Origin of the sequence: Limnohabitans sp. G3-2, assembly GCF_002778275.1 — a bacterium.
Taxonomy (GTDB): domain Bacteria; phylum Pseudomonadota; class Gammaproteobacteria; order Burkholderiales; family Burkholderiaceae_C; genus Limnohabitans_A.
This window is the reverse complement of the sequence record NZ_NESG01000007.1, coordinates 34,472-57,589: the sequence shown is the minus strand read 5'-3', so window position 1 is coordinate 57,589 and position 23,118 is coordinate 34,472. Positions and strand designations below refer to the sequence as shown.

General features: G+C 60.1%; 22 protein-coding genes. 3 read left to right on the top strand and 19 right to left on the bottom strand.

Annotation, left to right across the window (positions count from 1 at the left end; all coding sequences use genetic code 11):
• Position 1: 1 nt before the first annotated feature.
• The 12 genes from lepB to B9Z31_RS12315 all read right to left on the bottom strand — a co-directional run bounded on the left by lepB (position 2) and on the right by B9Z31_RS12315 (position 11,667).
• Positions 2 to 967, bottom strand: coding sequence for a signal peptidase I (gene lepB / locus B9Z31_RS12370; RefSeq protein WP_100119887.1), 966 nt, complete (start codon positions 965 to 967; stop codon positions 2 to 4).
• Positions 967 to 2,775 (bottom strand): translation elongation factor 4, encoded by a 1,809-nt coding sequence (lepA, locus tag B9Z31_RS12365; protein ID WP_100119886.1) that lies wholly within the window; start codon positions 2,773 to 2,775, stop codon positions 967 to 969. The genes lepB and lepA overlap by 1 nt, the downstream gene beginning before the upstream one ends.
• 496 nt (positions 2,776 to 3,271) lie before the next feature.
• On the bottom strand, positions 3,272 to 4,717 hold the full coding sequence (locus B9Z31_RS12360; protein ID WP_199174503.1) for a DegQ family serine endoprotease: 1,446 nt from the start codon (positions 4,715 to 4,717) through the stop codon (positions 3,272 to 3,274).
• A 106-nt stretch (positions 4,718 to 4,823) separates the two neighbouring features.
• On the bottom strand, positions 4,824 to 5,318 hold the full coding sequence (locus B9Z31_RS12355) for a hypothetical protein (protein ID WP_100119884.1): 495 nt from the start codon (positions 5,316 to 5,318) through the stop codon (positions 4,824 to 4,826).
• A 21-nt stretch (positions 5,319 to 5,339) separates the two neighbouring features.
• The gene (gene fabF / locus B9Z31_RS12350) at positions 5,340 to 6,587 is read right to left on the bottom strand and encodes a beta-ketoacyl-ACP synthase II (RefSeq protein ID WP_100119883.1); all 1,248 of its coding nucleotides are present in this window, start codon (positions 6,585 to 6,587) and stop codon (positions 5,340 to 5,342) included.
• Between the two features lie 6 nt (positions 6,588 to 6,593).
• On the bottom strand, positions 6,594 to 6,830 hold the full coding sequence (gene acpP, locus B9Z31_RS12345) for an acyl carrier protein (protein WP_019427049.1): 237 nt from the start codon (positions 6,828 to 6,830) through the stop codon (positions 6,594 to 6,596).
• Between the two features lie 62 nt (positions 6,831 to 6,892).
• Positions 6,893 to 7,636, bottom strand: coding sequence for a 3-oxoacyl-ACP reductase FabG (gene fabG, locus B9Z31_RS12340; protein WP_100119882.1), 744 nt, complete (start codon positions 7,634 to 7,636; stop codon positions 6,893 to 6,895).
• Entirely contained in the window at positions 7,633 to 8,583 is a 951-nt protein-coding gene (gene fabD / locus B9Z31_RS12335; protein ID WP_100119881.1) for an ACP S-malonyltransferase, read from the bottom strand. Before fabD ends, fabG begins: the two co-directional genes overlap by 4 nt.
• A gap of 68 nt (positions 8,584 to 8,651) precedes the next feature.
• A complete protein-coding gene (locus B9Z31_RS12330) occupies positions 8,652 to 9,629 on the bottom strand; it encodes a beta-ketoacyl-ACP synthase III (protein WP_100119880.1) in 978 nt (325 codons plus the stop codon).
• Complete coding sequence (gene plsX / locus B9Z31_RS12325; RefSeq protein WP_100119879.1) at positions 9,626 to 10,690, bottom strand: phosphate acyltransferase PlsX; 1,065 nt, start codon at positions 10,688 to 10,690, stop codon at positions 9,626 to 9,628. Before plsX ends, B9Z31_RS12330 begins: the two co-directional genes overlap by 4 nt.
• A gap of 109 nt (positions 10,691 to 10,799) precedes the next feature.
• Entirely contained in the window at positions 10,800 to 10,982 is a 183-nt protein-coding gene (gene rpmF, locus B9Z31_RS12320; protein ID WP_005794249.1) for a 50S ribosomal protein L32, read from the bottom strand.
• 136 nt (positions 10,983 to 11,118) lie between these two features.
• On the bottom strand, positions 11,119 to 11,667 hold the full coding sequence (locus B9Z31_RS12315; protein ID WP_100119878.1) for a DUF177 domain-containing protein: 549 nt from the start codon (positions 11,665 to 11,667) through the stop codon (positions 11,119 to 11,121).
• A 130-nt stretch (positions 11,668 to 11,797) separates the two neighbouring features.
• On the opposite strand from B9Z31_RS12315, the gene B9Z31_RS12310 reads away from it, so the two are divergent.
• Both B9Z31_RS12310 and B9Z31_RS12305 read left to right on the top strand, forming a co-directional pair.
• Complete coding sequence (locus B9Z31_RS12310) at positions 11,798 to 12,328, top strand: Maf family nucleotide pyrophosphatase (protein WP_233200969.1); 531 nt, start codon at positions 11,798 to 11,800, stop codon at positions 12,326 to 12,328.
• A complete protein-coding gene (locus B9Z31_RS12305) occupies positions 12,325 to 13,098 on the top strand; it encodes an SAM-dependent methyltransferase (protein ID WP_100119877.1) in 774 nt (257 codons plus the stop codon). The genes B9Z31_RS12310 and B9Z31_RS12305 overlap by 4 nt, the downstream gene beginning before the upstream one ends.
• Before the next feature lie 21 nt (positions 13,099 to 13,119).
• Here B9Z31_RS12305 and B9Z31_RS12300 read toward each other — a convergent pair whose 3' ends face one another.
• From B9Z31_RS12300 to B9Z31_RS12285, 4 genes are read right to left on the bottom strand one after another with little or no spacing between them, the layout of a single operon-like run.
• On the bottom strand, positions 13,120 to 14,115 hold the full coding sequence (locus tag B9Z31_RS12300; protein WP_100119876.1) for a S49 family peptidase: 996 nt from the start codon (positions 14,113 to 14,115) through the stop codon (positions 13,120 to 13,122).
• 2 nt (positions 14,116 to 14,117) lie between these two features.
• Positions 14,118 to 14,483 carry a Rieske 2Fe-2S domain-containing protein gene (locus tag B9Z31_RS12295; protein ID WP_100119875.1) on the bottom strand — a complete coding sequence of 122 codons (366 nt, stop codon included), beginning with the start codon at positions 14,481 to 14,483 and terminating at the stop codon, positions 14,118 to 14,120.
• A gap of 14 nt (positions 14,484 to 14,497) precedes the next feature.
• A complete protein-coding gene (locus B9Z31_RS12290; protein WP_100119874.1) occupies positions 14,498 to 15,166 on the bottom strand; it encodes an HAD family hydrolase in 669 nt (222 codons plus the stop codon).
• The gene (locus B9Z31_RS12285; RefSeq protein WP_100119873.1) at positions 15,138 to 16,154 is read right to left on the bottom strand and encodes an RluA family pseudouridine synthase; all 1,017 of its coding nucleotides are present in this window, start codon (positions 16,152 to 16,154) and stop codon (positions 15,138 to 15,140) included. Before B9Z31_RS12285 ends, B9Z31_RS12290 begins: the two co-directional genes overlap by 29 nt.
• A 590-nt stretch (positions 16,155 to 16,744) precedes the next feature.
• Here B9Z31_RS12285 and B9Z31_RS12280 point away from each other — a divergent pair.
• A complete protein-coding gene (locus tag B9Z31_RS12280) occupies positions 16,745 to 19,786 on the top strand; it encodes an Rne/Rng family ribonuclease (RefSeq protein ID WP_100119872.1) in 3,042 nt (1,013 codons plus the stop codon).
• A 154-nt stretch (positions 19,787 to 19,940) separates the two neighbouring features.
• Here the strand turns inward: B9Z31_RS12280 and B9Z31_RS12275 are convergent, their stop codons facing one another.
• From B9Z31_RS12275 to B9Z31_RS12265, 3 genes are read right to left on the bottom strand one after another with little or no spacing between them, the layout of a single operon-like run.
• Positions 19,941 to 21,239 (bottom strand): heme biosynthesis protein HemY, encoded by a 1,299-nt coding sequence (locus tag B9Z31_RS12275; protein ID WP_100119871.1) that lies wholly within the window; start codon positions 21,237 to 21,239, stop codon positions 19,941 to 19,943.
• Between the two features lie 6 nt (positions 21,240 to 21,245).
• Positions 21,246 to 22,283, bottom strand: a complete 1,038-nt coding sequence (locus tag B9Z31_RS12270) for a uroporphyrinogen-III C-methyltransferase (protein WP_100119870.1) — start codon at positions 22,281 to 22,283, stop codon at positions 21,246 to 21,248.
• Complete coding sequence (locus B9Z31_RS12265) at positions 22,280 to 23,116, bottom strand: uroporphyrinogen-III synthase (protein ID WP_199174494.1); 837 nt, start codon at positions 23,114 to 23,116, stop codon at positions 22,280 to 22,282. Before B9Z31_RS12265 ends, B9Z31_RS12270 begins: the two co-directional genes overlap by 4 nt.
• Between the last annotated feature and the right edge of the window lie 2 nt (positions 23,117 to 23,118).

Below are 23,118 nucleotides of genomic sequence, written 5' to 3'. Positions count from 1 at the left end.
CTCAATCAAAAGCGCCGATGCGCTGGAGGTTGCCGAAGTTCATCCAGACAAAGAAAGCTTTGCCCACGATGTTGGCGTCCGGCACAAAACCGAAATAGCGCGAATCCAAGGAGTTGTCGCGGTTATCGCCCATCATGAAGTAGTGGCCAGCAGGCACTTTGCACGTCACCCCTTCAACGGTGTAGTTGCAGTTTTCGCGGCCAGGAAACGGGTCTGCGCCGGGCACAAAGGCGGGGCGGTCATCGTCCATGAGCGTTTGGTGGGGCTTGGGGCCCAGCGTTTCACGGCGCTGCTTGTGGTAGCGCATGGTGGACTCGTCGAAAAAGTCGGGCATCAGCTCGGTGGGCACCGGTTTGCCGTTGATGGTCAGACTTTTGTTCAAGTACGCCACCTCGTCACCCGGCAAACCGACCACACGCTTGATGTAGTCCACGCTGGGCTTGGGCGGGTAACGGAACACCATCACATCGCCACGTTGCACGGGTGCGCCTTCGGTGAGCTTGGTGTTGGCCACAGGCAAACGCACACCGTAGTGGAACTTGTTGACCAAAATCAGGTCGCCAATGTGCAGCGTCGGGATCATCGAGCCCGAGGGAATTTTGAAGGGCTCGAACAAAAACGAGCGCAGCACGAAGACCACGACAATGACTGGGAAGAGCCCCGCCGTCCAGTCCAGCCACCACGGCTGCATGAGCAGCTTTTCGCGGCTTTCGCGGATGTCGCTGTCCACCTTGGCAATGCCCATTTTGGACAACTCGGCTTGCCTTTGGGCGGTTTCGGCTTCCAACTGTGCCACCGCTTTGTGTCGCTGGGGCAAGAAGAACAAGCGCTCGGCCACCCAGTAAATGCCCGTGACCACGGTCGCCAAAAGCAAGAGCAAAGCGAAGTTGCCCTCCAGATAACCCAAATACCAAGAACCGGCATAGCCGACAAAAGCGGCCAAAACCAAGGACGTGAGGAACTGCATCAATCTTCCACCTGCAAAATGGCCAAGAATGCCTCTTGAGGCACCTCGACCGAGCCAATTTGTTTCATGCGCTTTTTACCCGCTTTTTGCTTTTCCAGCAGCTTGCGTTTGCGCGAAATATCGCCACCGTAACACTTGGCCAGCACGTTTTTGCGCAAGGCCTTGATGCTTTCACGGGCAATGATGTTGGCACCAATTGCCGCCTGAATCGCCACATCGAACATCTGTCGGCTGATGATCTCGCGCATCTTGGCCACCACCGCACGCCCCCGGTACTGCGACTGTGAACGGTGCACGATGATGGACAGCGCGTCGACCTTTTCGCCGTTGAGCAAAATGTCGACCTTCACCACATCGGATGCGCGAAATTCCTTGAACTCGTAGTCCATCGAGGCATAGCCCCGGCTGACCGATTTGAGCTTGTCAAAAAAGTCCAGCACGATCTCGCCAAGCGGCATTTCGTAGGTCAGCATGACCTGACGGCCGTGGTAGGCCATGTTCATCTGCACACCGCGCTTTTGGTTGGCCAGCGTCATGACGGGGCCCACATAGTCTTGCGGCATGTACAGGTGGACCGTGACGATGGGCTCACGGATCTCTTGCAGCTTGCCTTGGTCCGGCATCTTGGAGGGGTTTTCCACCATGACGACTTCGCCGCCAGGCTGAACCACCTGGTAGACCACGCTGGGCGCGGTGGTGATCAAGTCTTGGTCGAACTCGCGCTCCAAGCGCTCTTGCACGATTTCCATGTGCAACAAACCCAAAAAGCCACAGCGGAAACCAAAGCCCAAGGCTTGCGAGACTTCAGGTTCGTAATGCAGTGAGGCGTCATTGAGCTTGAGCTTTTCCAGCGCATCGCGCAGGCCATCGTATTGGTTGGCCTCGGTCGGGTACAAACCCGCAAACACCTGGGGCTGGATTTCCTTGAAGCCCGGCAAAGCTTCGGTGGCCGGGCCGGCATTGTTGGGGAGCTTCTTCTCCAAGGTCACGGTATCGCCCACCTTGGCCGCTTGCAATTCCTTGATGCCAGCAATGATGTACCCCACCTCGCCCGCCTTGAGCATTTCTCGGGGCTGGTTGGCGGGTGTGAACACACCCAAGCTGCCCGCTTCGTAGACCGCGTTGCTGGCCATCATGCGGATGCGCTCATTCTTGAGCAACTGGCCATCGACCACGCGCACCAGCATGACCACGCCCACATAACTGTCGAACCAGCTGTCGATGATCATGGCGCGCAGCGGCGCATCCGGGTTGCCTTTGGGCGCCGGAATGCGCGCCACCACGGCCTCCAAAATTTCCTCGATGCCCATGCCTGTTTTGGCCGAGCACGGAATCGCATCGGTCGCGTCGATGCCGATCACGTCTTCGACTTCGGCCCTGGCGTTGTCGGGGTCCGCGTTTGGCAGATCCATCTTGTTGAGCACGGGCACCACTTCCACACCCAGGTCGAGTGCGGTGTAGCAATTGGCAACGGTCTGCGCTTCCACGCCTTGGCTGGCGTCCACCACCAGCAAGGCGCCTTCGCAGGCCGACAAGGAACGCGAAACTTCATAGGAGAAGTCCACATGGCCGGGTGTGTCGATCAAGTTGAGGTTGTAGACCTGCCCGTCTTTGGCCTTGTAGTGCAGTGCGGCTGTCTGCGCTTTGATGGTGATGCCACGCTCTTTCTCGATGTCCATCGAGTCGAGCACTTGGGCTTCCATTTCACGCGCCTCGAGTCCACCACAACGTTGAATCAAACGATCGGCCAACGTCGATTTGCCGTGGTCAATGTGCGCAATGATCGAAAAATTTCTGATGTGATTCATCAAGGACGGTCTGCAAGTGTTTGTGGATCAAGGATCCGGAAAAGAAAAAAGGGCGCGTCTGGTGGTGACGCGCCCTGAACCAACAATCTTTGGCAACTGCGATGGTTGGGCTTTCATTGTAGGCAAATTGGCCCACATGCAAAGCCTTCCAAACAGCTTGGGCAAGTCGTTGCTGCAGTGCAACACTCATTTTATCCACACGTTGTACACAGGATTTTCGGCATCATGTTGAACAACTTGTGGGCCATCTGTGGATCAACGGTGGATGCAGGGTTTGCATCTCGCATCGTGAACTCAAACTTGCGCTTTGTGCCATGAATCTGGGGTCAGGAGGCCTGATTTTATCCAAATTCGGTATGAGCACCGCAGGAAGTTAGTTTGCACAAACTTATAAAAACATTTCAAGCTGTCGTCTTTTTTTTGGAAATCCCGCTTTTTGGACCGAATTGCCCCCATTGACCTGCATGTTAATGGGGGCATTTCAAAGTCCAGCCCCTCAAGGGGCAGGTCGTATCAAGACGTACTGCGCGCCATCCCCGCGCCGAACCAGCACGCTGGCAGGTCGACTCTTGTCCACCCGAGACATGATGGCTTCGAAGGACTTCACCGAGGTCACTTCGGTGTTGGCAATCGCCACAATCACATCACCTTCACGGATACCCGCTCTGGCCGCGGCATCGACGGCCGCGTCAACCCGCACGCCACCCCGGACACGAAACTCTTTCTTTTGAACCTCGGTCAGATCGCTGACCGTCAAACCCCAATGTTGCGCATGGGCGGCAGGCACATTTTTGTCCGGCGTGCTGGCGGCCACTTTCTCGGCCTCGATCTCAGCGACCGTGATGCTCATCTCTTTGACACTGCCGCGACGGAAAACGCTGATGTTGACCTTGCTGCCCGGCTTGGTATTGCCCACAGCGCGGGGCAAATCGGCCGGCTTGTCAACCACCTTGCCGTCAAAACGCGTGATGATGTCACCCGCTTCGATGCCCGCCTTCTCTGCGGGCGAGCCCTCCTCCACGCCTCTGACAAGCACGCCTTGGGCTTTCCCCAAACCAATCGATTCGGCCACCTCTTTGGTCACGGGCGCAATTTGGACACCAATGCGGCCACGGCTGACCCGACCGCTCGTGCGCAGCTGCTCGCTCACACGCATGGCCTCGTCCATGGGGATCGCAAACGAGATTCCCATGAAGCCCCCTGAGCGCGAGTAAATTTGGCTGTTGATGCCCACCACCTCACCGCGCATGTTGATCAGCGGACCGCCCGAATTACCAGGGTTGATGGCCACATCGGTCTGGATGAAAGACAGATAGTCACCCGTATCGCGTTGCTTGGCGCTCACAATTCCAGCTGTGACGGTATTTTCCAAACCAAACGGCGAACCAATCGCCATGACCCATTCGCCCACACGCAATCGGCTCACATCCCCCACCTTCACAGCGGGCAAACCCGTGGCCTGGATTTTGACCACCGCCACATCGGTGCGCTTGTCAGCGCCCACGATGCGCGCCTTGAATTCACGCTTGTCGGTCAGGGTCACCATGACCTCGTCTGCGCCGTCCACCACATGGGCATTGGTCATGATCAGGCCATCGGCACTCAAGATAAAACCGGACCCGACACCACGCGGCTGAGCTTCTTCCTGCGGACGGTTCTGGCGAGGGGCTTGCCTGGGTGCGTTGGGCATGGGCACGCCAAAGAAACGCCGAAACAATTCCTGCATTTCGTCGTCGGGCGAAGAACCCGCTTGGGCACTGGGGCGGACCTTTTCAAGGGTGCGGATATTGACCACCGAAGGCCCCACCTGCTCGACCAAGTCCGTGAAGTCAGGCAAACCGCGCACCGCAGCTGGGGCTTGCGCCAGCACTGTGGCGGGCGCTGCCCAGAACCCACCCACGACCATGGCACTGCTCAGTGCGACCGAGGCCGCCTTGTTCATCCAATTGAGCTTGAGCACAAATACCTCCATGTGTTGTCCATAACGATGTCCTCTGCTTGAAACAGATGTGGCCGGACTGACGGGATTCAAGCCTGGCCTCTTCTGGTCAAAGTCCTGCAAGGCCAGATGGCTTATCAGGCTTTGGGCGCGAATATACAGCGCATCTAAATCCATGCCACTGAGAGGGCATGGTCTGCTGGCTGACCCACGCACAAAACCACGGCCCTCGGCCCTGCTGCGCCGTCGGCTCCTCCTGCAGCAAGAGCAGCATACCGGTGCCCCAATCCAAGCCCACGGCCACATTGAGCTCTTGCTCTTCTTCGCTCAAGGCATCTGCGGCCACTGCGCTTCGCCACAACCAAGTCTCGCCAAGCCACAACAGGTCGCCCCCGGACAGGATCTGCCGAGGTCCAGCGCAGGCGGTGGCAGCAGCGCTTGCGGCCCAAAAAATCCAAGCGCCCCAGACCATGGCGTGGGAGGCCTGGCTTTGCCATTGCCAAGCCATCAGCCCGGCTGCAGACAAAAACAGGACACCCCCCAACAACACCGGCCCCCAAACAAAACGCCCCACCGGGTAAGCCACAGGTGGGGCGTTGTGCATCAAGGCAACCTGACTTTCAAGTCATCCGAGGCGTTTGAAAACCAAGGAACCGTTGGTGCCGCCAAAACCGAAGTTGTTTTTCAGGGCCACTTCGATTTTCATGTCGCGTGCCGTGTTGGCACAGTAGTCCAAATCACATTCCGGGTCAGGGTTGTGCAGGTTGATGGTCGGCGGCACCTTTTGGTGGTGCAAGGCCAAGACGGTGAACACACTCTCAATGCCGCCCGCGCCACCCAAAAGGTGACCGGTCATGGACTTGGTTGAACTGACCACGGTTTTGTAAGCGTGCTCACCCAAAGCCGCCTTGATGGCATTGGTTTCGTTGATGTCGCCCAACGGTGTGGACGTGCCGTGGGCGTTCAGGTAATCGATCTGGTCGGCATTGACACCCGCATTGCGCATGGCATTGACCATGGCGCGACGGGGGCCGTCCATGCTCGGCGCCGTCATGTGACCCGCGTCTGCACTCATGCCATAACCACCGAGTTCGGCGTAAATCTTGGCACCGCGCGCTTTGGCATGTTCGTACTCTTCGAGCACCATCACACCCGCACCTTCGCCCAGCACAAAACCATCACGGTCTTTGTCCCAAGGCCGGGATGCGGCAGTCGGGTCATCGTTGCGTGTTGACAAGGCGCGCATGGCCGCAAAGCCACCGACACCCAGTGGAGACACGCAAGCTTCAGAGCCACCTGCGACCATGACATCGGCGTCGCCGTATTCAATCAAACGACCCGCTTCGCCGATGCTGTGCAAACCCGTGGTGCAAGCGGTCACAACGGCCAAATTAGGCCCTTTGAAGCCGCTGCGCATGGACACATGCCCCGAGATCATGTTGATGATCGAGGCAGGCACGAAAAATGGAGAAATGCGACGCGCGCCGCGCGCCGTGTACTCGCTGTGGGTTTCTTCGATCAGCGGCAAGCCACCAATGCCCGAACCAATCACCACACCGATGCGGCACGCTTCATCCTCGCTCAGCGCGTCCCCGGTGGGCAAACCCGCATCTTGAATGGCTTGCGCAGCAGCAGCGATGCCAAAGTGAATGAAGCGGTCCATGGTCCTGGCTTCTTTCGAAGACATGTAGGACTCAAGATCAAAATTTTTGACTTCGCCTGCAAAGCGGCAAGCCACGGCAGCAGAGTCAAAACGTGTGATCGGACCAATGCCGGATTGACCGGCGATCAGGCTGGACCATGCATCCGCCACCGTGTTGCCCACGGGGCTGATGCATCCCAAACCCGTGACAACAACGCGGCGCCGGGTCATCGTCGATCAGGCCTTTTTGCTTTGGGCGTAGTCGATCGCAGCTTGCACCGTGGTGATTTTTTCTGCGTCTTCGTCAGGAATCTCGATGCCGAACTCGTCTTCGAGTGCCATCACCAATTCCACCGTGTCCAGGGAGTCGGCACCCAGATCGGCCACGAAGGCTTTTTCGTTGGTGACTTGTGACTCTTCAACGCCGAGTTGTTCAGCAATGATTTTTTTGACACGTGCTTCGATATCGCTCATGGGGTCCCTCTGAGGGTTGTGAAAAATGGAGATTTTACCTGTCCGGAAGGGCTTTCCGGAAATCAGGCCATGAACATGCCACCATTGACATGCAATTCTTGTCCGGTGACATAGCCCGCGTGCGCGCCAGCCAGGTAGGCCACAGCATGGGCAATGTCATCGGGTTTGCCCAAATGGCCCAGAGGAATCTGGCCCAACAAGGCTTTTTGTTGCTCTTCAGGCAGGCTGGCGGTCATGTCGGTTTCGATGAAACCGGGGGCCACACAGTTGACCGTGATGCCTCGGCTGCCCAGCTCACGGGCCAGCGCACGGGTCATGCCCGCCACACCCGCCTTGGCGGCAGCGTAGTTGGCCTGACCGGGGTTGCCCGAAGCGCCCACCACGCTGGTGATGCTGATGATGCGGCCATAACGCTGCTTCATCATGGGGCGCATGACCGCTCGGCTCATGCGAAATACCGCCTTGAGGTTGGTGTCGAGCACCGCATCCCAGTCGTCGTCTTTCATGCGCATGGCCAAGGTGTCGCGGGTGATGCCCGCGTTGTTGACCAGCACCTGCAGGCCGCCCTGCTCTTTGACGATGGCATCGATCAGGGCCGCACCCGCGTCTGCATCGTTCACATTCAGGTTGGCACCACGGCTGCCTGGGTAGGCTGAGAGGGCCTGGCTGATTTTGGCAGCACCGTCGTCGCTGGTGGCGGTGCCAATGACCACAAAACCTTGTTGGGCCAAATGCAGGGCAATCGATGCCCCAATGCCGCGGGACGCCCCTGTGACCAGGGCCACTTGTTTTGGTGCTTCGCTCATCCGAGAAGTCCTTTCACTTCAGCCAGGGTGGCGGGGTCGTACAGCGCCACACCGTTCAATTCAGCATCAATGCGCTTGGTCATGCCGGCCAACACCTTACCGGGGCCGCATTCGACCAGCGTGCTCACGCCACGGGCCTTGATGGCCTGCACACACTCCACCCAGCGAACCGGGCCAAAAGCCTGACGGTAGAGCGCATCACGGATGCGATCGGCATCGGTTTCGATGGCCACGTCGATGTTGTTGAGGACCGGGATTTGGGGCACGCCCAAGGGCAGTGTGGCGAGCTTCTCGCGCAGCTTTTCTGCCGCAGGCTTCATCAAACTTGAATGAAACGGAGCCGACACAGGCAAGAGCAGCGCACGCTTGGCCCCCAGGGCCTTGAGCACTTCGCAGGCCTTGTCCACCGCCGCTTTGCTCCCCGCGATCACGGTTTGTGCCGCATCGTTGAAGTTGACGGCTTCCACCACTTCAGCGCTGCCTGCAGGAAAGGTGGCTTGCGCCTCTTGGCAGCCTGCAATGACTTTGTCCGAGGGCAAACCGAGAATGGCGGCCATGGCCCCCACGCCCACGGGCACGGCTTCTTGCATGGCCGCAGCGCGCAATCGCACCAGCGGCGCGGCTTGTGACAAGGTCAACACCCCCGAAGCCACCAGGGCGCTGTACTCGCCCAGCGAGTGCCCCGCCACCACCGACGGCTTGGCGCCGCCTTCGGCCAACCAAGCACGGTACGCGGCGACCGCCGACACCAGCATCACGGGCTGGGTGTTGGTGGTCATGGCCAAGGCCTCTTTGGGGCCTTCGTGGATCAGTTGGGCCACGTCTTCGCCCAAGGCGTCCGAGGCTTCTTTCAAGGTTTCGCGCACCACGGGGTGGTCGCCCCAAGCGTCCAACATGCCCACCGATTGGGAGCCTTGACCGGGAAAAACAAAAGCAAATAAGGTCATGTGCAAATTCTGTCTCTGTAAAGAATCGGGGGCAGCGTGCCGCGCATCGCTGACCCGGGCCTGTCAAATCAATAGCGAAGGAGTACGGAGCCCCAGGTGAAGCCGCCACCCACACCTTCGAGCATGAGGGTCTGGCCCCGCTGAATGCGACCATCGCGCACAGCGGTGTCCAGCGCCAGCGGTATCGAGGCGGCCGAGGTGTTGCCATGCTGGTCCACCGTCACGACCACCCTGTCAGGACCCATCTTGAGCTTCTTGGCGGTGCTTTGCATGATGCGGATGTTGGCTTGGTGCGGAATCAACCAGTCAATGTCGGCATCGGTCAAGTGGGCTTTGGCCAAGCTGGCCCGTGCGGTGTCTTCGAGCACCCCCACGGCCAGCTTGAAGACAGCTTGGCCGTCCATCTTGAGCACCGGGTCACCCAAAATCGCGCCCCGGTTCACGTGCCCGGGCACACACAGGATGTCCTTGTATTTGCCGTCGGCGTGCAAATCGGTGGCCAAGATGCCGGCTTGGTCCGAAGCTTCCAAAATGACTGCGCCTGCGCCGTCACCGAACAACACACAGGTCGTGCGGTCCTTGAAGTCGAGGATGCGGCTGAACACTTCCGAGCCGATCACCAAAGCGCGCTTGGCCGAACCTGACTGGATCATCGAATCGGCGATCGTCAACGCATAAATAAAACCGCTGCACACGGCCTGTACATCAAACGCCGGGCAACCTGCGGTGCCCAATTTGTGCTGCACCATGGTCGCCACAGACGGGAACACCATGTCTGGGGTGGATGTGGCCACGATGATCAGGTCCAACTCGTCGGCCGTGATGCCTGACGCGGTCAGGGCTTGGCGTGCCGCTTCGGTCGCCAAGTCGCTGCTGCCCTGAGTGTCGGCCGCAAAATGGCGGGCACGGATGCCGGTGCGCTCCACGATCCAGTCGTCCGAAGTTTCAACGCCCTGCAGCGCCAGTTCGGCCGCCAAGTCAGCGTTGCTCAGGCGTTTCTCAGGCAGGTAGCTGCCTGTGCCCAAAATGCGGGAATAAATTCTCATACAGTTGGGCTGGTAGGTTCCGCCCGATCCGCCTGTACACCCATCAACAAAGGCGCAGCACGGGCGATGCGTTCGCGAACACGTTCCAGCAATTGATTTTTAGAAGCATCATAAGCCCGGTTCAAGGCGGTCTCAAAAGCCACCTCGTCGGCTGAACCGTGACTCTTGAACACCAAACCTCGCAAACCCAGCAAAGCCGCACCGTTGTAACGGCGATGGTCAACGCGATTTTTAAAAGCAGTTAAGACCGGATAGGCGAAAATTGCGACAATTTTCGTGAAGATATTGCGTGAAAACTCATTTTTCAGGAAGCCGCCAATCATGGTGGCCAAGCCTTCGCTGGCTTTGAGCGCCACATTGCCCACAAAGCCATCACAGACCACGATGTCGACCGTGCCCTTGAAAATGTCATTGCCTTCGACATTGCCATGAAAGTTCAAATCACCGTTATTGGCTGCAAATCGCAACAATTCACCGGTTTTTTTGATGTTTTCATTGCCTTTGATCGCTTCTTCACCAATGTTCAGCAAACCCACCGTCGGCTGCTCTTTGTTTTGCAAGACAGACACCAGCGCAGAACCCATCACAGCGAATTGAAGCAAATGCTCGGGCGAGCAGTCGACATTGGCACCCAAATCCAGCATGGTGGTGCCGCCACCCTTGAAATTGGGCATTTGGCCAGCAATGGCAGGACGGTCAATGCCGTCCATGGTCTTGAGGACGTAGCGGGCAATCGCCATCAAAGCACCCGTGTTGCCCGCCGACACAGCCGCTGAGGCTTTGCCGTCGCGCACCTGCTCAATGGCCAGGCGCATCGACGAGTCTTTCTTTTTGCGCAAAGCCACTTCCAGCGGATCGTCCATTTCAACCACTTCACTGGCAGCCACCACCTCGGCGCGGGGATCGGTGAAGGAGGACAAAGCTTCCAAACGCCCCACCAGGAGCAGACGGGCATCCGGGTGTTTGGCCAAAAAGCTTCGGCAAGCCGCCAGCGTGACGCGGGGACCGTGGTCGCCGCCCATGCAATCGACTGCCAGGGTGATCGGGTTGGGCGAGGTCATGCAATCCTAAAGCTCAAAACCGTGAATGAATTCAAAGCCAAAAAAACAAAAGCCCGATGCTACTTGCAAAAGTAGCGCCGGGCCTCTTGAGGCTTGGGGCTGACGCCGATCAGGCTTCGGATTTGTTTTTCAACACTTGGCGGCCACGGTAAAAGCCGTTGGGGCTGATGTGGTGACGCAGGTGAGTTTCGCCTGTTGTGGGCTCCACAGCAATGCCTGGCACGTTCAGGGCATTGTGCGAACGGTGCATACCGCGCTTGGAAGGCGACTTTTTGTTTTGCTGAACAGCCATGGTGGCTCCTTGGAAGCTTGGAGGCCGCGCCAATGAACGCAGCGTCTGGTTGATGATGGTGTCGCTCAGTGTGATTGAGCGAAGCCGCTGATTATAGCCCAAACCCAAGCCCAAGGAAAGTGGCCTGGGTTTGGACTCACTTGTTGGCACCCGTTTTGAGGCCCGCCAAGACCCCAAAGGGGTTGGGACGCTCGGCCGCCACGTCGAACTCGGGGTCCACAGCGGACATGGGGACGGTTTCAGGGCAAACCTCGTGCAAAGGCACCAGAGGCAAGGACAAAATCAACTCATCCTCGACCAGCGACAAAGCGTCAAAGTCTCGGCTGATGACCAAAATGTCCTCTTCGGCTTCATCGTCCAGTGCCGCGGCGGTGGCCTCGTCGGCCACAAAACGGAACGAACGCTCGGCCTCTACCGTCTCCAGCACAGGGGTCAGGCAGCGCTGGCACTGCATGGGCAGTTGCACCGAGGCACGCACATCCAACCAAGCTTGGTCAGCGCCGCCCGATTGAGAAACCGTGCGACCGTCCAATTGCCAATGCACAGCGCCGGGCGCCAGGGTAGCGCCGTGCTGCTCAGAGGCCAAACGGGGCCAATCGGCCAATACGCCCTCGCCTTGCAGATGGCAGGCGTCGCGGGCGAAAGCCAGCACATCCAAATGTTGGGGGTCTGATTTTTTTTCCATGCCCGCAGTGTAAGAGAATCACCCATCTGAATTGACTGGGAAATGCACTTTGACACCGACAGCAGATGCCTCGACCGCTGCGCCACGCTCTGTGGTGCTGGGCTCCACCTCGCGCTACCGCCGGGAATTGATGGAACGCCTGCGTGTGCCTTTCACCGTTGCGCCGCCGCATGTGGACGAAACCCCCTTGCCCGGCGAAGCGCCGAAAGCTTTGGCACTGCGGCTGGCTTTGGCCAAGGCACAAGCCGTGGCGGCCCTGCACCCCGAAGCGGTGGTCATTGGCTCAGACCAAGTGGCCGATTTGGCAGGCCAGCCGCTGGGCAAACCCGGCGAGCACGAACGCGCCGTGGCCCAACTGCGCCAAATGCGCGGCCAAACGGTGATTTTCCAGACCGCATTGGCCGTGGTCTGTTTGGCCACGGGCTTTGAACAAGTGGACTTGGCCGAGGTGCGTGTGGTTTTCCGCGATTTGAGCGACGAGGAGATCGAGGCGTATTTGCAGGCCGAAAAACCCTATGACTGTGCAGGCAGCGCCAAAAGCGAAGGCTTGGGCATCGCCCTGCTCGAGTCCATTGACAACGACGATCCGACCGCCCTCATTGGGCTGCCGCTGATACGCACCGCCCGCATGCTGCGCCAAGCTGGAGTGAAATTGCTGTGAACACCCCCAAGCCTCTTCAAGGCCGCCTGTTTTTGGTCCCCACGCCCCTCGACTTTGGCTGCGCCGAACAAGCACCCATCACCGATGTGTTGCCCACCCACACCTTGGCCACAGCGGCCAGCATCCAGCATTGGGTCTGCGAAAACGCCAAAAGCACCCGCGCCTTCTTAAAGCGGGTGGGGGAAACCCATCCTTTGATCGCCCCTTTGGCCGAACAAACCATCACCGAACTGCCTCGCCATGTGCACAAAAAAGGCGACCACCAATCGGGGTTTGACGGCAAACCTTTGTTGGCGGCGGCATTGCAAGGAAAGGACGTGGGCCTGATCAGTGAAGCGGGCATGCCCGCTGTCGCCGACCCCGGCAGCTCGGTGGTGCGCGCCGCGCACGATCTGGGCATCGCCGTGGTCCCGCTGGTCGGCCCGGTATCCTTGTTGTTGGCTTTGGCTGCCAGCGGCCTGAACGGCCAAAACTTTGCCTTTGTGGGTTACCTGCCGCAAGATGCAGCAGAGCGTTCCGCGCGCCTCAAACAACTGGAGTCCTTGGCCCTCAAAACCGGTCAAACCCAGTTGTGGATTGAAACCCCTTACCGCAACGCGGCCATGCTCAGCGGCTTGCTGCAAAGCCTGCACGCCAACACGCGCCTGGCCATCGCCAGCGGCTTGACCTTGCCGTCGGTCAGCATCCAAAGCCACAGCGTGGCGCAATGGAAAAAGGGCCTCAAAGGCCCTGATGGTCACACGCCCGCGGTTTACGCCATCGGGCCTTGAAGCGGCTTTGGGACTTGCGCCTCAGCGCAGGCCCGTGCTGTGGCGCAAAGCGCGGACCGAGCCCTCACCGACCGCAGCACCAAAGCGTTTGACCAAGCGCTCGGCCACGTTTTCACGCTGCGTGTAGTCGATCACATCGGGGGCTTTGACGACTTCACGGGCCACGCCGTCGAGGCTGCCCAGACTGTCGGCCAAACCCAGATCCACCGCTTGCTGACCACTCCAAAACAGGCCGCTGAACATCTCCGGGGTTTCCTTCAACCGATCGCCGCGGCCCTTTTTCACTACCTCAATGAACTGGGTGTGGATTTGGTCCAGCATGGCTTGGGCATGCTTGCGCTGGGGCTCGGTTTGCGGGCTGAACGGGTCCAGAAAACCTTTGTTGGCACCCGCCGTCATCAGGCGGCGCTCCACCCCCAATTTGTTCATCAACTCGGTGAATCCGAAACCATCCATCAGCACGCCGATGCTGCCCACAATGCTGGCTTTGTCCACATAAATTTGGTCTGCAGCGGCGGCAATGTAGTAAGCCGCCGAGGCGCAAGACTCTTCGACCACAGCGTAAATCGGCTTGTTGTGCAAAGCCCGCAGACGAACAATCTCATCGTTGATGAGGCCTGCCTGCACGGGGCTTCCGCCGGGAGAATTGATCAGCAAAACCAAGGCTTGCGATCCCGAATCTTCTAGAGCCAAACGCATCGACGACATGACGTTTTCTGCACTGGCCTCGGTCTCTGAGCCAATCTCACCCACGATGGAGACCATGGCCGTGTGTGGCAAGCTCGGGTTGCTGCTTGGCGAGCCATAACTGAACAAATGCCAAAACACCACCGCCAAAAAAACCAACCACGCCATGCGAAGGCCCACCTTCCAGCGGCGGGCGGTTTTTTGTTCGTTCAAATTGGCAAAGGCCAATCGCTCCAGCGTCTGGCGCGACCAAACACTGTCGACGGGTGCGCTGTCTTTCAGGGGGTCACTGGAGGCCGAGGCGGACGCGTGGTCCTGGGGATCTTGCATGGTCAAAATTCAAGCGGTTTTAAGTTGTAGGCAGTATGCCAGTGAACCACGCCGCCCTGCTCTGAAAGGTCTATTTTCACCAGGCCTCCACGGCAAGGCCCACCCGAACAAGCACCGGTATCGGGCTGGTAAGTGGCACCGTGTGTCGCACACATCAACCATCGGCCCGTGTCGTCAAAAAAACGGTCGGGCTGGTAATCCATCTCCATGGCCACATGGGTGCATCGGTTCAGATAAGCATGCACCTGGCCCTGGTAGCGAATGGCAAAGGCGCGGCAGGTCTGACCGGCATACACGATGTCAAAAGGGACTGCGCGACCACCGTTGACCAAGTCAGCGCTGTTGCACAAAGGGACCGCAGCTTGCATAAAAACTCCTTGGGTCAGGCGTTTTGCAACAACCAGTCGTGCAAATCCTGCACGCTGTGCGCCACATGGCGAGGTTTTAAAACATGAAAGGCTTCAGGTTCATGCGCCCCGTAGCTCACGCCCACACTGGCACAGCCCGCATTCAGGGCCATTTGCAGGTCGTGCGTGGTGTCGCCGATCATCAACGTGCGCTCGGGCTCGGCGCCGAACTCGCGCATCAATTCATGCAGCATCAAGGGGTTGGGTTTGCCGGCCGTTTCATCGGCGGTGCGCGAGCCATCGAAAACGCCGCGCAGCTCCACCGCATGCAAAGCCTCGTTCAGGCCTTGGCGGCTTTTGCCGGTGGCCACGGTGAGCCAATGGTGCCGGGCCTTGAGGGCGTCGAGTAATGGCAACACCCCCTCAAACAGGCTGATGTCGTTTTGGTGCTGGATGTAATGGTGGCGGTAGCGTTCACCCAAAGCGGGGTACTTGTCTTTCGGCACATCTGGCGCGGCATGGGCCAGCGCGGGCATCAAGGCCATGCCGATCACATAAGAAGCGGCTTCGCGCGTAGGCTCCCGACCGCCCACATCCACCACCGCACGCTGGATGCAGCGGGTGATGATGGCTGTGGAATCGAACAACGTGCCATCCCAGTCGAAAGCGATCAGGTCAAACTGGCGGGGTCTTGTCTTGGGCATGGTCGACATACGCTTTCAATTCAGGGGGTAAATCGGCTTGAAGGGCCACGCGCTCGGCGGACACCGGGTGATTGAATTGCAAGCGCCAGGCGTGCAAAAACATGCGCTTGAGGCCCGGGCCCGAGCTGGGTTTGAGCAACTGGCGGTTCCAGTCAAAGTCCCCATATTTGTCATCTCCCGCGATCGGGTGCCCTTGGGCTGACAAATGCACCCGGATTTGGTGGGTGCGTCCGGTCTTGATGGTGACCTCTAGCAAAGAAGCGCCCGGCAGCCGCTGCGCCACCTTGACCAAGGTGATGGAACGCATGCCATCCGGGTCATCTGCCGTGGTCACGCGCACACGGCGCTCACCCTCTTGCCCGTCTTTCCCGGGCAAAAGGTATTTGTGCAAAGGCTGGTCAATCACCTTGAGCTTGGCTGGCCAATCGCCCTTGACCAGGGCCAAATAGGTTTTGCCTGTCTCGCGCTCTCGAAACTGGTCTTGCAGGTGCTTGAGTGCGCTGCGTTTTTTGGCCACCAACAAGATCCCACTGGTGTCACGGTCCAGCCGGTGCACCAACTCCAGCAATTTGGCTTGAGGGCGGGCCTGGCGCAACTGCTCGATCACGCCAAAACTCACCCCGGAGCCACCATGGACCGCCACCCCCGAGGGTTTGTCGATCGCCATCAGGCTGTCGTCTTCCATCAGCATGGGGAATTCACGGCTGGGCGCGGGGTTCGCGGCCTTTTCTGCCACTTTGTCCGACATGCGCACCGGGGGCACACGCACTTGGTCGCCGGTTTGAACCCGTGTCTCGGCGGCGGCGCGTCCTTTGTTGATGCGCACTTCACCGCTGCGGATGATGCGGTAGACATGCGTTTTGGGTACGCCCTTCAAATGACGCATCAAAAAGTTGTCCAAACGCTGTCCAGCCGACTCCTCGTCCACTTCCAAGCTTTTGACGGCAGGTGCAGCGCTGTCTGACTTGGCCCCTATAATGTGATTCACTGGCTATTGGCTGTAAGTGGTTGATTCAAATGGAAATGAATTCCTGAGAGCAGGAGTTTAGTCCACCACCACCTCGCCAATCCAGATGGTCGATGCCACCCTCGGCACGATTTGCAGACTGAAGGCCCTTGCCAACAGTGGCCGATCGCCCCGGAGGTTGGGCCGACGCCCAGAAACCCAGATACGGAATACCCCAAGTTCAGCAGCCCGAAGGGCTGTTGAACGGATCAAAGCGAGATGGTTGTGTTGTTCGGAACTTTGCTGATGTGCTTGGAGTGGCTTACAAAGCCGCTCAACACCGTCACGCCTGGTGCCGAACAGTTTGTCTTGGACACCGGGGGAAGCCCCCGGCAGTGGACAAATCTTTGCATGCCTTTTGACTCGCCCCATCCACGCGCCACGATCCCCATTCCTGTGCTCACGCACAGCTGAATGGCGGTCAACTTCGGCAGTTCCCTTCGTTTCAGGCGTCAGCTCCGGCAACGGTGGCTTTGAGATTTCCAAAAATCCAAAGCCTGTTGTGTAAACAGGTCTCAGACCGCAGACATCTTTCTGCACTGGGGCCAAGCTGATATGAAAAGGAACGCATCATGAAACGGATGCTGATCAACGCCACGCAAGCTGAAGAGCGCCGCCTGGCCATCGTCGACGGACAAAAACTCCTCGACTACGAAATCGAAATCGAAGGCCGCGAACAGCGCAAAGGCAACATCTACCAAGCGGTGGTGACCCGCGTCGAGCCCTCGCTCGAAGCCTGCTTTGTGGACTACGGCGAAGACCGCCACGGCTTTTTGCCCTTCAAAGAAATCTCGCGCCAATACTTTGCTGAAGGCGTGTCCGTCAGCCAAGCGCGCATTCAAGACGTCATCAAAGAAGGCCAGTCCCTGCTGGTGCAGGTCGAGAAAGAAGAGCGCGGCAACAAGGGTGCGGCCCTGACCACTTTCGTCAGCTTGGCTGGCCGCTATGTGGTGCTCATGCCCAACAACCCCCGTGGCGGTGGCGTCAGCCGCCGCATTGAGGGCGACGACCGGGCCGAGCTCAAAGAAGCCATGGACCAGCTCGAGTACCCCAAGGGCATGTCCATCATCGCCCGCACCGCTGGCATTGGCCGCTCCGCGCCCGAGCTGCAGTGGGACTTGAACTACCTGCTCAAACTGTGGACCGCCATCGATGGCGCCTCCAAAGGCGGCAAGGGTGCCTTCCTGATTTACCAAGAGTCGTCGCTGGTCATCCGCGCGATTCGTGACTACTTCAACAACGACATCGGCGACATCCTGATCGACACCGACGACATCTACGACCAGGCTCAGCAGTTCATGAGCCACGTGATGCCCGAATTTGCCCCACGCGTGAAGCGCTACCGCGACGACGCGCCGCTGTTCAGCCGCTTCCAGATCGAGCACCAAATCGAGTCGGCCTATGCCCGCACGGTGCAGCTGCCCTCTGGCGGTGCGATCGTGATCGACCACACCGAAGCTTTGGTGTCGGTGGACGTGAACTCGGCCCGCGCCATCAAAGGCGGCGACATCGAAGAAACCGCGACCCGCACCAACCTCGAAGCCGCTGACGAAGTGGCCCGCCAGATGCGCCTGCGCGATCTGGGTGGCCTGATCGTGATCGACTTCATCGACATGGAAGAGTCGAAAAACCGCCGCGAAGTGGAAAACCGCCTGCGCGACGCGCTGCGCCAAGACCGCGCCCGTGTGCAGTTCGGCACCATCAGCAAGTTCGGCCTCATGGAAATGAGCCGTCAACGCTTGAAACCTGCCTTGTCCGAAGGTGCATCCATCCCTTGCCCACGTTGCGGCGGCGCTGGCCACATCCGTGACACCGAAAGCTCGGCACTGCAAATCCTGCGCATCATCCAGGAAGAGTCCATGAAGGACAACAGCGCCGCCGTGCACGCCCAAGTGCCTGTCGAAGTCGCGTCTTTCCTGCTCAACGAAAAGCGTTCCGAGATCGCCAAAATCGAACTTCAGCAACGCATCAACGTGCTGCTGGTGCCCAACAAGTCGCTGGAAACCCCACACTACAAGCTCGAGCGCTTGAAGCACGACGATCCACGTCTGGACCGCATCGAAGCCAGCTACAAGATGGCCGAAGAAATGGAAGATGCGACCACCGTGACGCGCCGCTCGCAAGAGCCCACCAACAAGCAAACGCCGGTCATCAAGGGTGTTTTGCCCGATGCACCTGCACCGATTGCACCCGTGAAGGCCGAAGCCCCAGTGGCCAGCGCCAAGCCTGTGCGCAAGGCCGCAGCGGCAGCACCCCAAGCCGCCGAGGTCGCGCCAGCGGCGAGCGGTGGTTTCTTCGGTTGGCTGAAAAACCTGTTCGGTGGCAGCGCCCCTGAAGCAGCGCCAGCGGCTGTGGGCAAACAAGACGACAAAACCCGCGAAGGTCGCAGCGGCGAGCGCCGTGAGGGCCGTGATGGCGAGCGCCGTGAAGGCGGTCGCGATGGCCGCCGCGGTGGCCGCCGCGGTGAACGCAGCGACAGTGCCAACGGCGAAATCCGTGCACCTCGCGAAGGGGGTCGCCGTGGTGAAGGCCGCAGTGAAGGACGCGCAGAAGGCCGCAACGAATTGCGCGAAGGCGAAGCCCGCCCGGCACGCGGTGAGCGTGCTGAACGCGGCGAACGCACTGAGCGCCCTGCTGGCGAACGTGCGCCGCGCGAAGGTCGCCGCGATGGCCGCAGTGAGGGTCGCAACGACAGCAGAAACGAAGGCCGCAGCGATGCCGCGCCAGAGTTGACTGCCGAAGGCACCGAAGTCCGCCAAGAACGTGCGCCGCGCGGAGAAGGTCGCCGTGAACGCGGCGAGCGCAGCAGCGAAGGCCGACGTGAGCGTGGCGAACGCGGCGGTGAGCGCGGTGGCGACAGCCGCCAAGGCGATGCCGCCCCCAGCGACGTCAACAGCTCGGCCAGCGAAGTGACCGCTGCACAAGGCCAAGACAACCCATCGACCTCGGAAGCTTCGGGCGCAGAAAACACGGGCGAGCGCCGTGAGCGCCGCTCGCGTGACCGTTACGGCCGTGACCGCCGTGAACGTGGCGGTGACAACCGTGCAGAAAGCGCTGGCGAGGAAAGCCCAAGCGATGTGAACGCCCAAGCAACGGAAGCGGCTGCAGCGCCCCAGAGCGAAGACCGCCCAGCACCACGTTCTTACTTTGAACGTGCCCAGCAAGCGGCGGCCCAAACGGCCGACACTCGCGCACAAGCCCCTGCGGCCGAACCCGCCGCTGCGCCTGCGCAAGCCCCTGTCAGCGCTGCACCTGTGGCGGCTGCACCTGTGGCGGCTGCACCTGTGGCGCCTGTCGCAGCCCCAGCCCCCGTGGTGGCCGAAAAACCCGTGTCAGCGCCCGCTGAGCCGGTGGCCGCAGCGCCTGCGGCCATGCCGGCTGCAGCGCAATACATCCTGCAAATGGACCAACTCCAGCAAGTGGCACAAGGCTCTGGCTTGGTTTGGGTCAACTCGGATGCCGCCAAAGTGGCCGCGGTTCAGGCGGCGATTGCTGCCGAACCCCAGCCCGTGCGCGTGCCCCGCGAGCGTCCCCCCGCAGTGGTGGTGAACGAAGGTCCCTTGGTTTTGGTGGAAACACGCAAAGACCTGAAAGACATGAACCTGCCGTTCTGACCTGCAGGGCCAGCTGGCACAAAAAAACCGGGCCCATGGCCCGGTTTTTTTTCGCCTGCGGCTTACCAAGGGCGCGACCTCGAGCGAATCACCAGGGCATGTCTTTCGCACTGCCTGAAGCTTCACCGGTTGGTGCCGCTCAGGGCGGTCAAGGTCAGGACGCGGTGAGTTGTGCGGCCTGCTTCCAGGCCGCTGTGGCTGCGGGCAGATCTTGTCGCTGCTCGGCCAATTCGGCCAAAGCGCACCAAGCCTGACGCTTCAAGGCGGGGGCTTGCAAGCCTTTGACAGATTGGGACAGCAGGCCTTGGGCTTTGCCCCACAACTGGTGGCGCAGACACAGCATGCCGGCCAAGTATTGCCACAAGGGGTCTTGTGGGCGCGCCAATTGCGCCGCCTCCACACGGGCCAACCAAGCCCTGGCATCGCTGGCTTGGGCATCGGTCAAAGTGGCCTCCAAGGCTTGCACCATTCGGGCCAATTGGTCTGGCGTCCAGGGCTTGGATTTGGGGGATTGCAAAGGCTCCCACACCGCTTGAAGCCAAGGTCTGGCCACCGCGCAAGCGCCACCCAAAGACAGAAAACGCAAAGCGGCCTCTGCCGCCAAATCGGGCATGCTGCGCTGCGCTGGGCTCAGCTTGAGCCACAGGCGCTGAAGCGCATCGGCGTCGTGCGTATGAGACAGCCAAGTCAAGATCAGGCTGCGCACCAAACTGTCGGCTGCAGCCGGGGTGAAGGCGCGGTGTTTGGCCAGCAAGACGGCCGTGTCCAAAGCTTTCGCGGGCTGGCCAGCCAGGCGGGCAGCCTTGAGTTGCAGGCGCATGGCCACCATGCGCCGGGAAGCGGCCGAGGGCAATGCCTGCAACAGGGCAAGACTCGCTGGGGCATCGCGGTCGTCCAGTAACCAACGGGCAGCGCGCAGCTGAATGCCCTCGCTCAAGGTCCGCGACTCGAAAGCAGGCGCGGCCTTGGCCGATTCCAAAGCAGCGTCCCAATGGGTTTGCCGCACATCCCTGTCTTGCAACGCATGGGCCGATTCGGCGGCCATGACGTGGGCCAAGGTGCGCAAAACCACCGCATGGTCCAAGTCGAGTCCAGCCTCGGTCAGCAAAGCTTCTTTTTCAAGGGCCGATTGCGCCGACTTGCGGGCACGCAAAAACCGCCCGGCCATGAAATGGCTGATCGACTCGAGCATGGCCGCGTGGGCAGCACGTTCTTTTTGTTGCAAACGCCACCGCTGGGCTTGTTGGGGCAAGGACAACAAAGCCGACAAGGCTTGCTGCGCCAACACGACCACCAACACCACCAAGCCCAGCACCAGCAAGACCAAGTTCAGCGACAGATCGATCCGGTAAGGGGACAGGAAGAGCGTCACGGTGCCTTGGTTGTTGCCTGCCAACCAAGCCGCAGCCGCCGCCAAAGCAAACAAGCTGATGAGCCAAAGCGCTGCTCGCATGGGGGTTTACCTTCCAGCCGCGGCCGTGGCCAACGCAGCCAAGGAGCCTTCGAGCCGTGGACTGTCGCTGGCTTTCAACTGCTCGGCCGATTGCTCCAGCAATTGCAGCATCTGCACCGTCTTGCGCGAAGACGCGTCGGCGTAGCGGCGCACCGTGATCGAGGCAGACGCCAAATCGGCGCGTGCCGCGTCTTTTTGCCGCGCCAACAAACCCAGGCGCGCGTTGAGCAGTTTCAGCTTGAGGTTTTCACGCAAGAAAAACCCCTGCTCCGGTGACAACAAGGCCGCCTCAGGCGACTCAATTCGGCTCACCCTCACCAGCCCTTTGAGCTGATCGGCAAATTGCTTGAGGCCCGCCATCCACCAGGAAGGCGCGGCTTCGGGCGGCACCGCAGACGAAGCAGCATTCATGAGCGCTGTGGGCAAAGCCTGGTTGGCCAACACCAGACCATCCACCAAGGCCACGCCCTCGTCCAACTTGATCAACAAACCGGGCAGATCAAAAACTTGGGCCGTGCTCAGACGGTCCAGGTCTTTTTCCAAAGCCCGCAGCACCGGCGCCAGCCGGGGCTGAGCGGCCCGCTGCAAACGGGTTTGAGCCGATTTGAGTGCCGCCAACAAAGGCTCCAAACTGCCTGTCAGCTGGCTCTGCTGCTGCGCCATGCGCAGGGCCGACTCGATGTCCACCACCAAATTTTCATCGCGCGAACGCGACAAGCTTTGGATCAACTCCTCCAGCTGGCTGCGCTGCAGAGCGACCTCGCCCAATCGGGTTTCGACCAGTGCCAAACGCGCGGCACTGTCTTTGACCGTTTCCTGGGCCTGTTTGGCCCAAGCCTTGGCCTCCAGCGATTGCTGGCCCGCATCGGCGCTTTGGCGCGCCAATTGTTCTTGGATACGCGAGAGCTTTTGCCACAACAACACCGACACGAACAACGCCAAGCCAGCGACCACGATGGCCAACCAGCGCCAAGCCAAGCGATGCGATGGCGCAGGCCCTTCGGGGATGGCAGGGGCTTGGGCGGTTTCAGGTGATGCACTCATGCCAGCGATTTTATAGACTCGGCTTGGGCTTGCAGTCCTGCAGGCACGATTTCCACACGCCCCCAACCCGCTTTGAGCAAGCGCTGGGCAATGCGCGGGTGGGTGGCCAGCGCGCGCGCTTGGCCAATGGGCAACTCGGGGCACACCTGCAGCAAATGCTGCGCCGCCTCAGAACTGCTGAACAACCACCACGAGCCCTCTTGTATGGCCTGTTGGCTCAAGGCCTGTTGCTGGGCCGTCAAAACGGGTGCGCGCCGAACATAGGCCACGGTTTGCAGCACCTGCGCGCCCACACCCTCCAACTGCAAAGCCAACCAATCGCGTCCAGCCAGTTGGCCTTGTGTATCCGCACCACGAACAAGCAACACCGTGGGCTGTGGGCGTGAACCGTCAACCGCCAACTCCACCGCGCCCTGGGTCTGCTGGGCCACCAAGTCCCAGAGCGCCTCAGAATCAAACTGCGTGGCCGTCTCGGGTGGGGAGTCAATCGACTCCGCTGGCCAGCCCGCCGCCAGCAACGCGGCCTGCGTGCCGGGGCCTGTGGACCACGCTCGGCAATTGGCCAGGGCCACCCCCGCAGGTCGGGCCGCCATGAAAAAACGCACGGCGTTGGCGCTGACAAACATCACAGCCAAGTGCGTGGACACCGTTTGCCAGTGGCGCGCCAAGTCCGAGGCGTCGGGCAAAGCCGCGATCTCGATGAGGGGCAAGGTGTCGCATGGCACGCCATGGGACTGCAAGGCATCCGCCCAAGCACGGGCCTCGCGCTCAGGCCGGGTCACGACCACACGCCGGGACGGGGCCACAGGAAAGGGGGAAGCTGCCAGCGCCATGT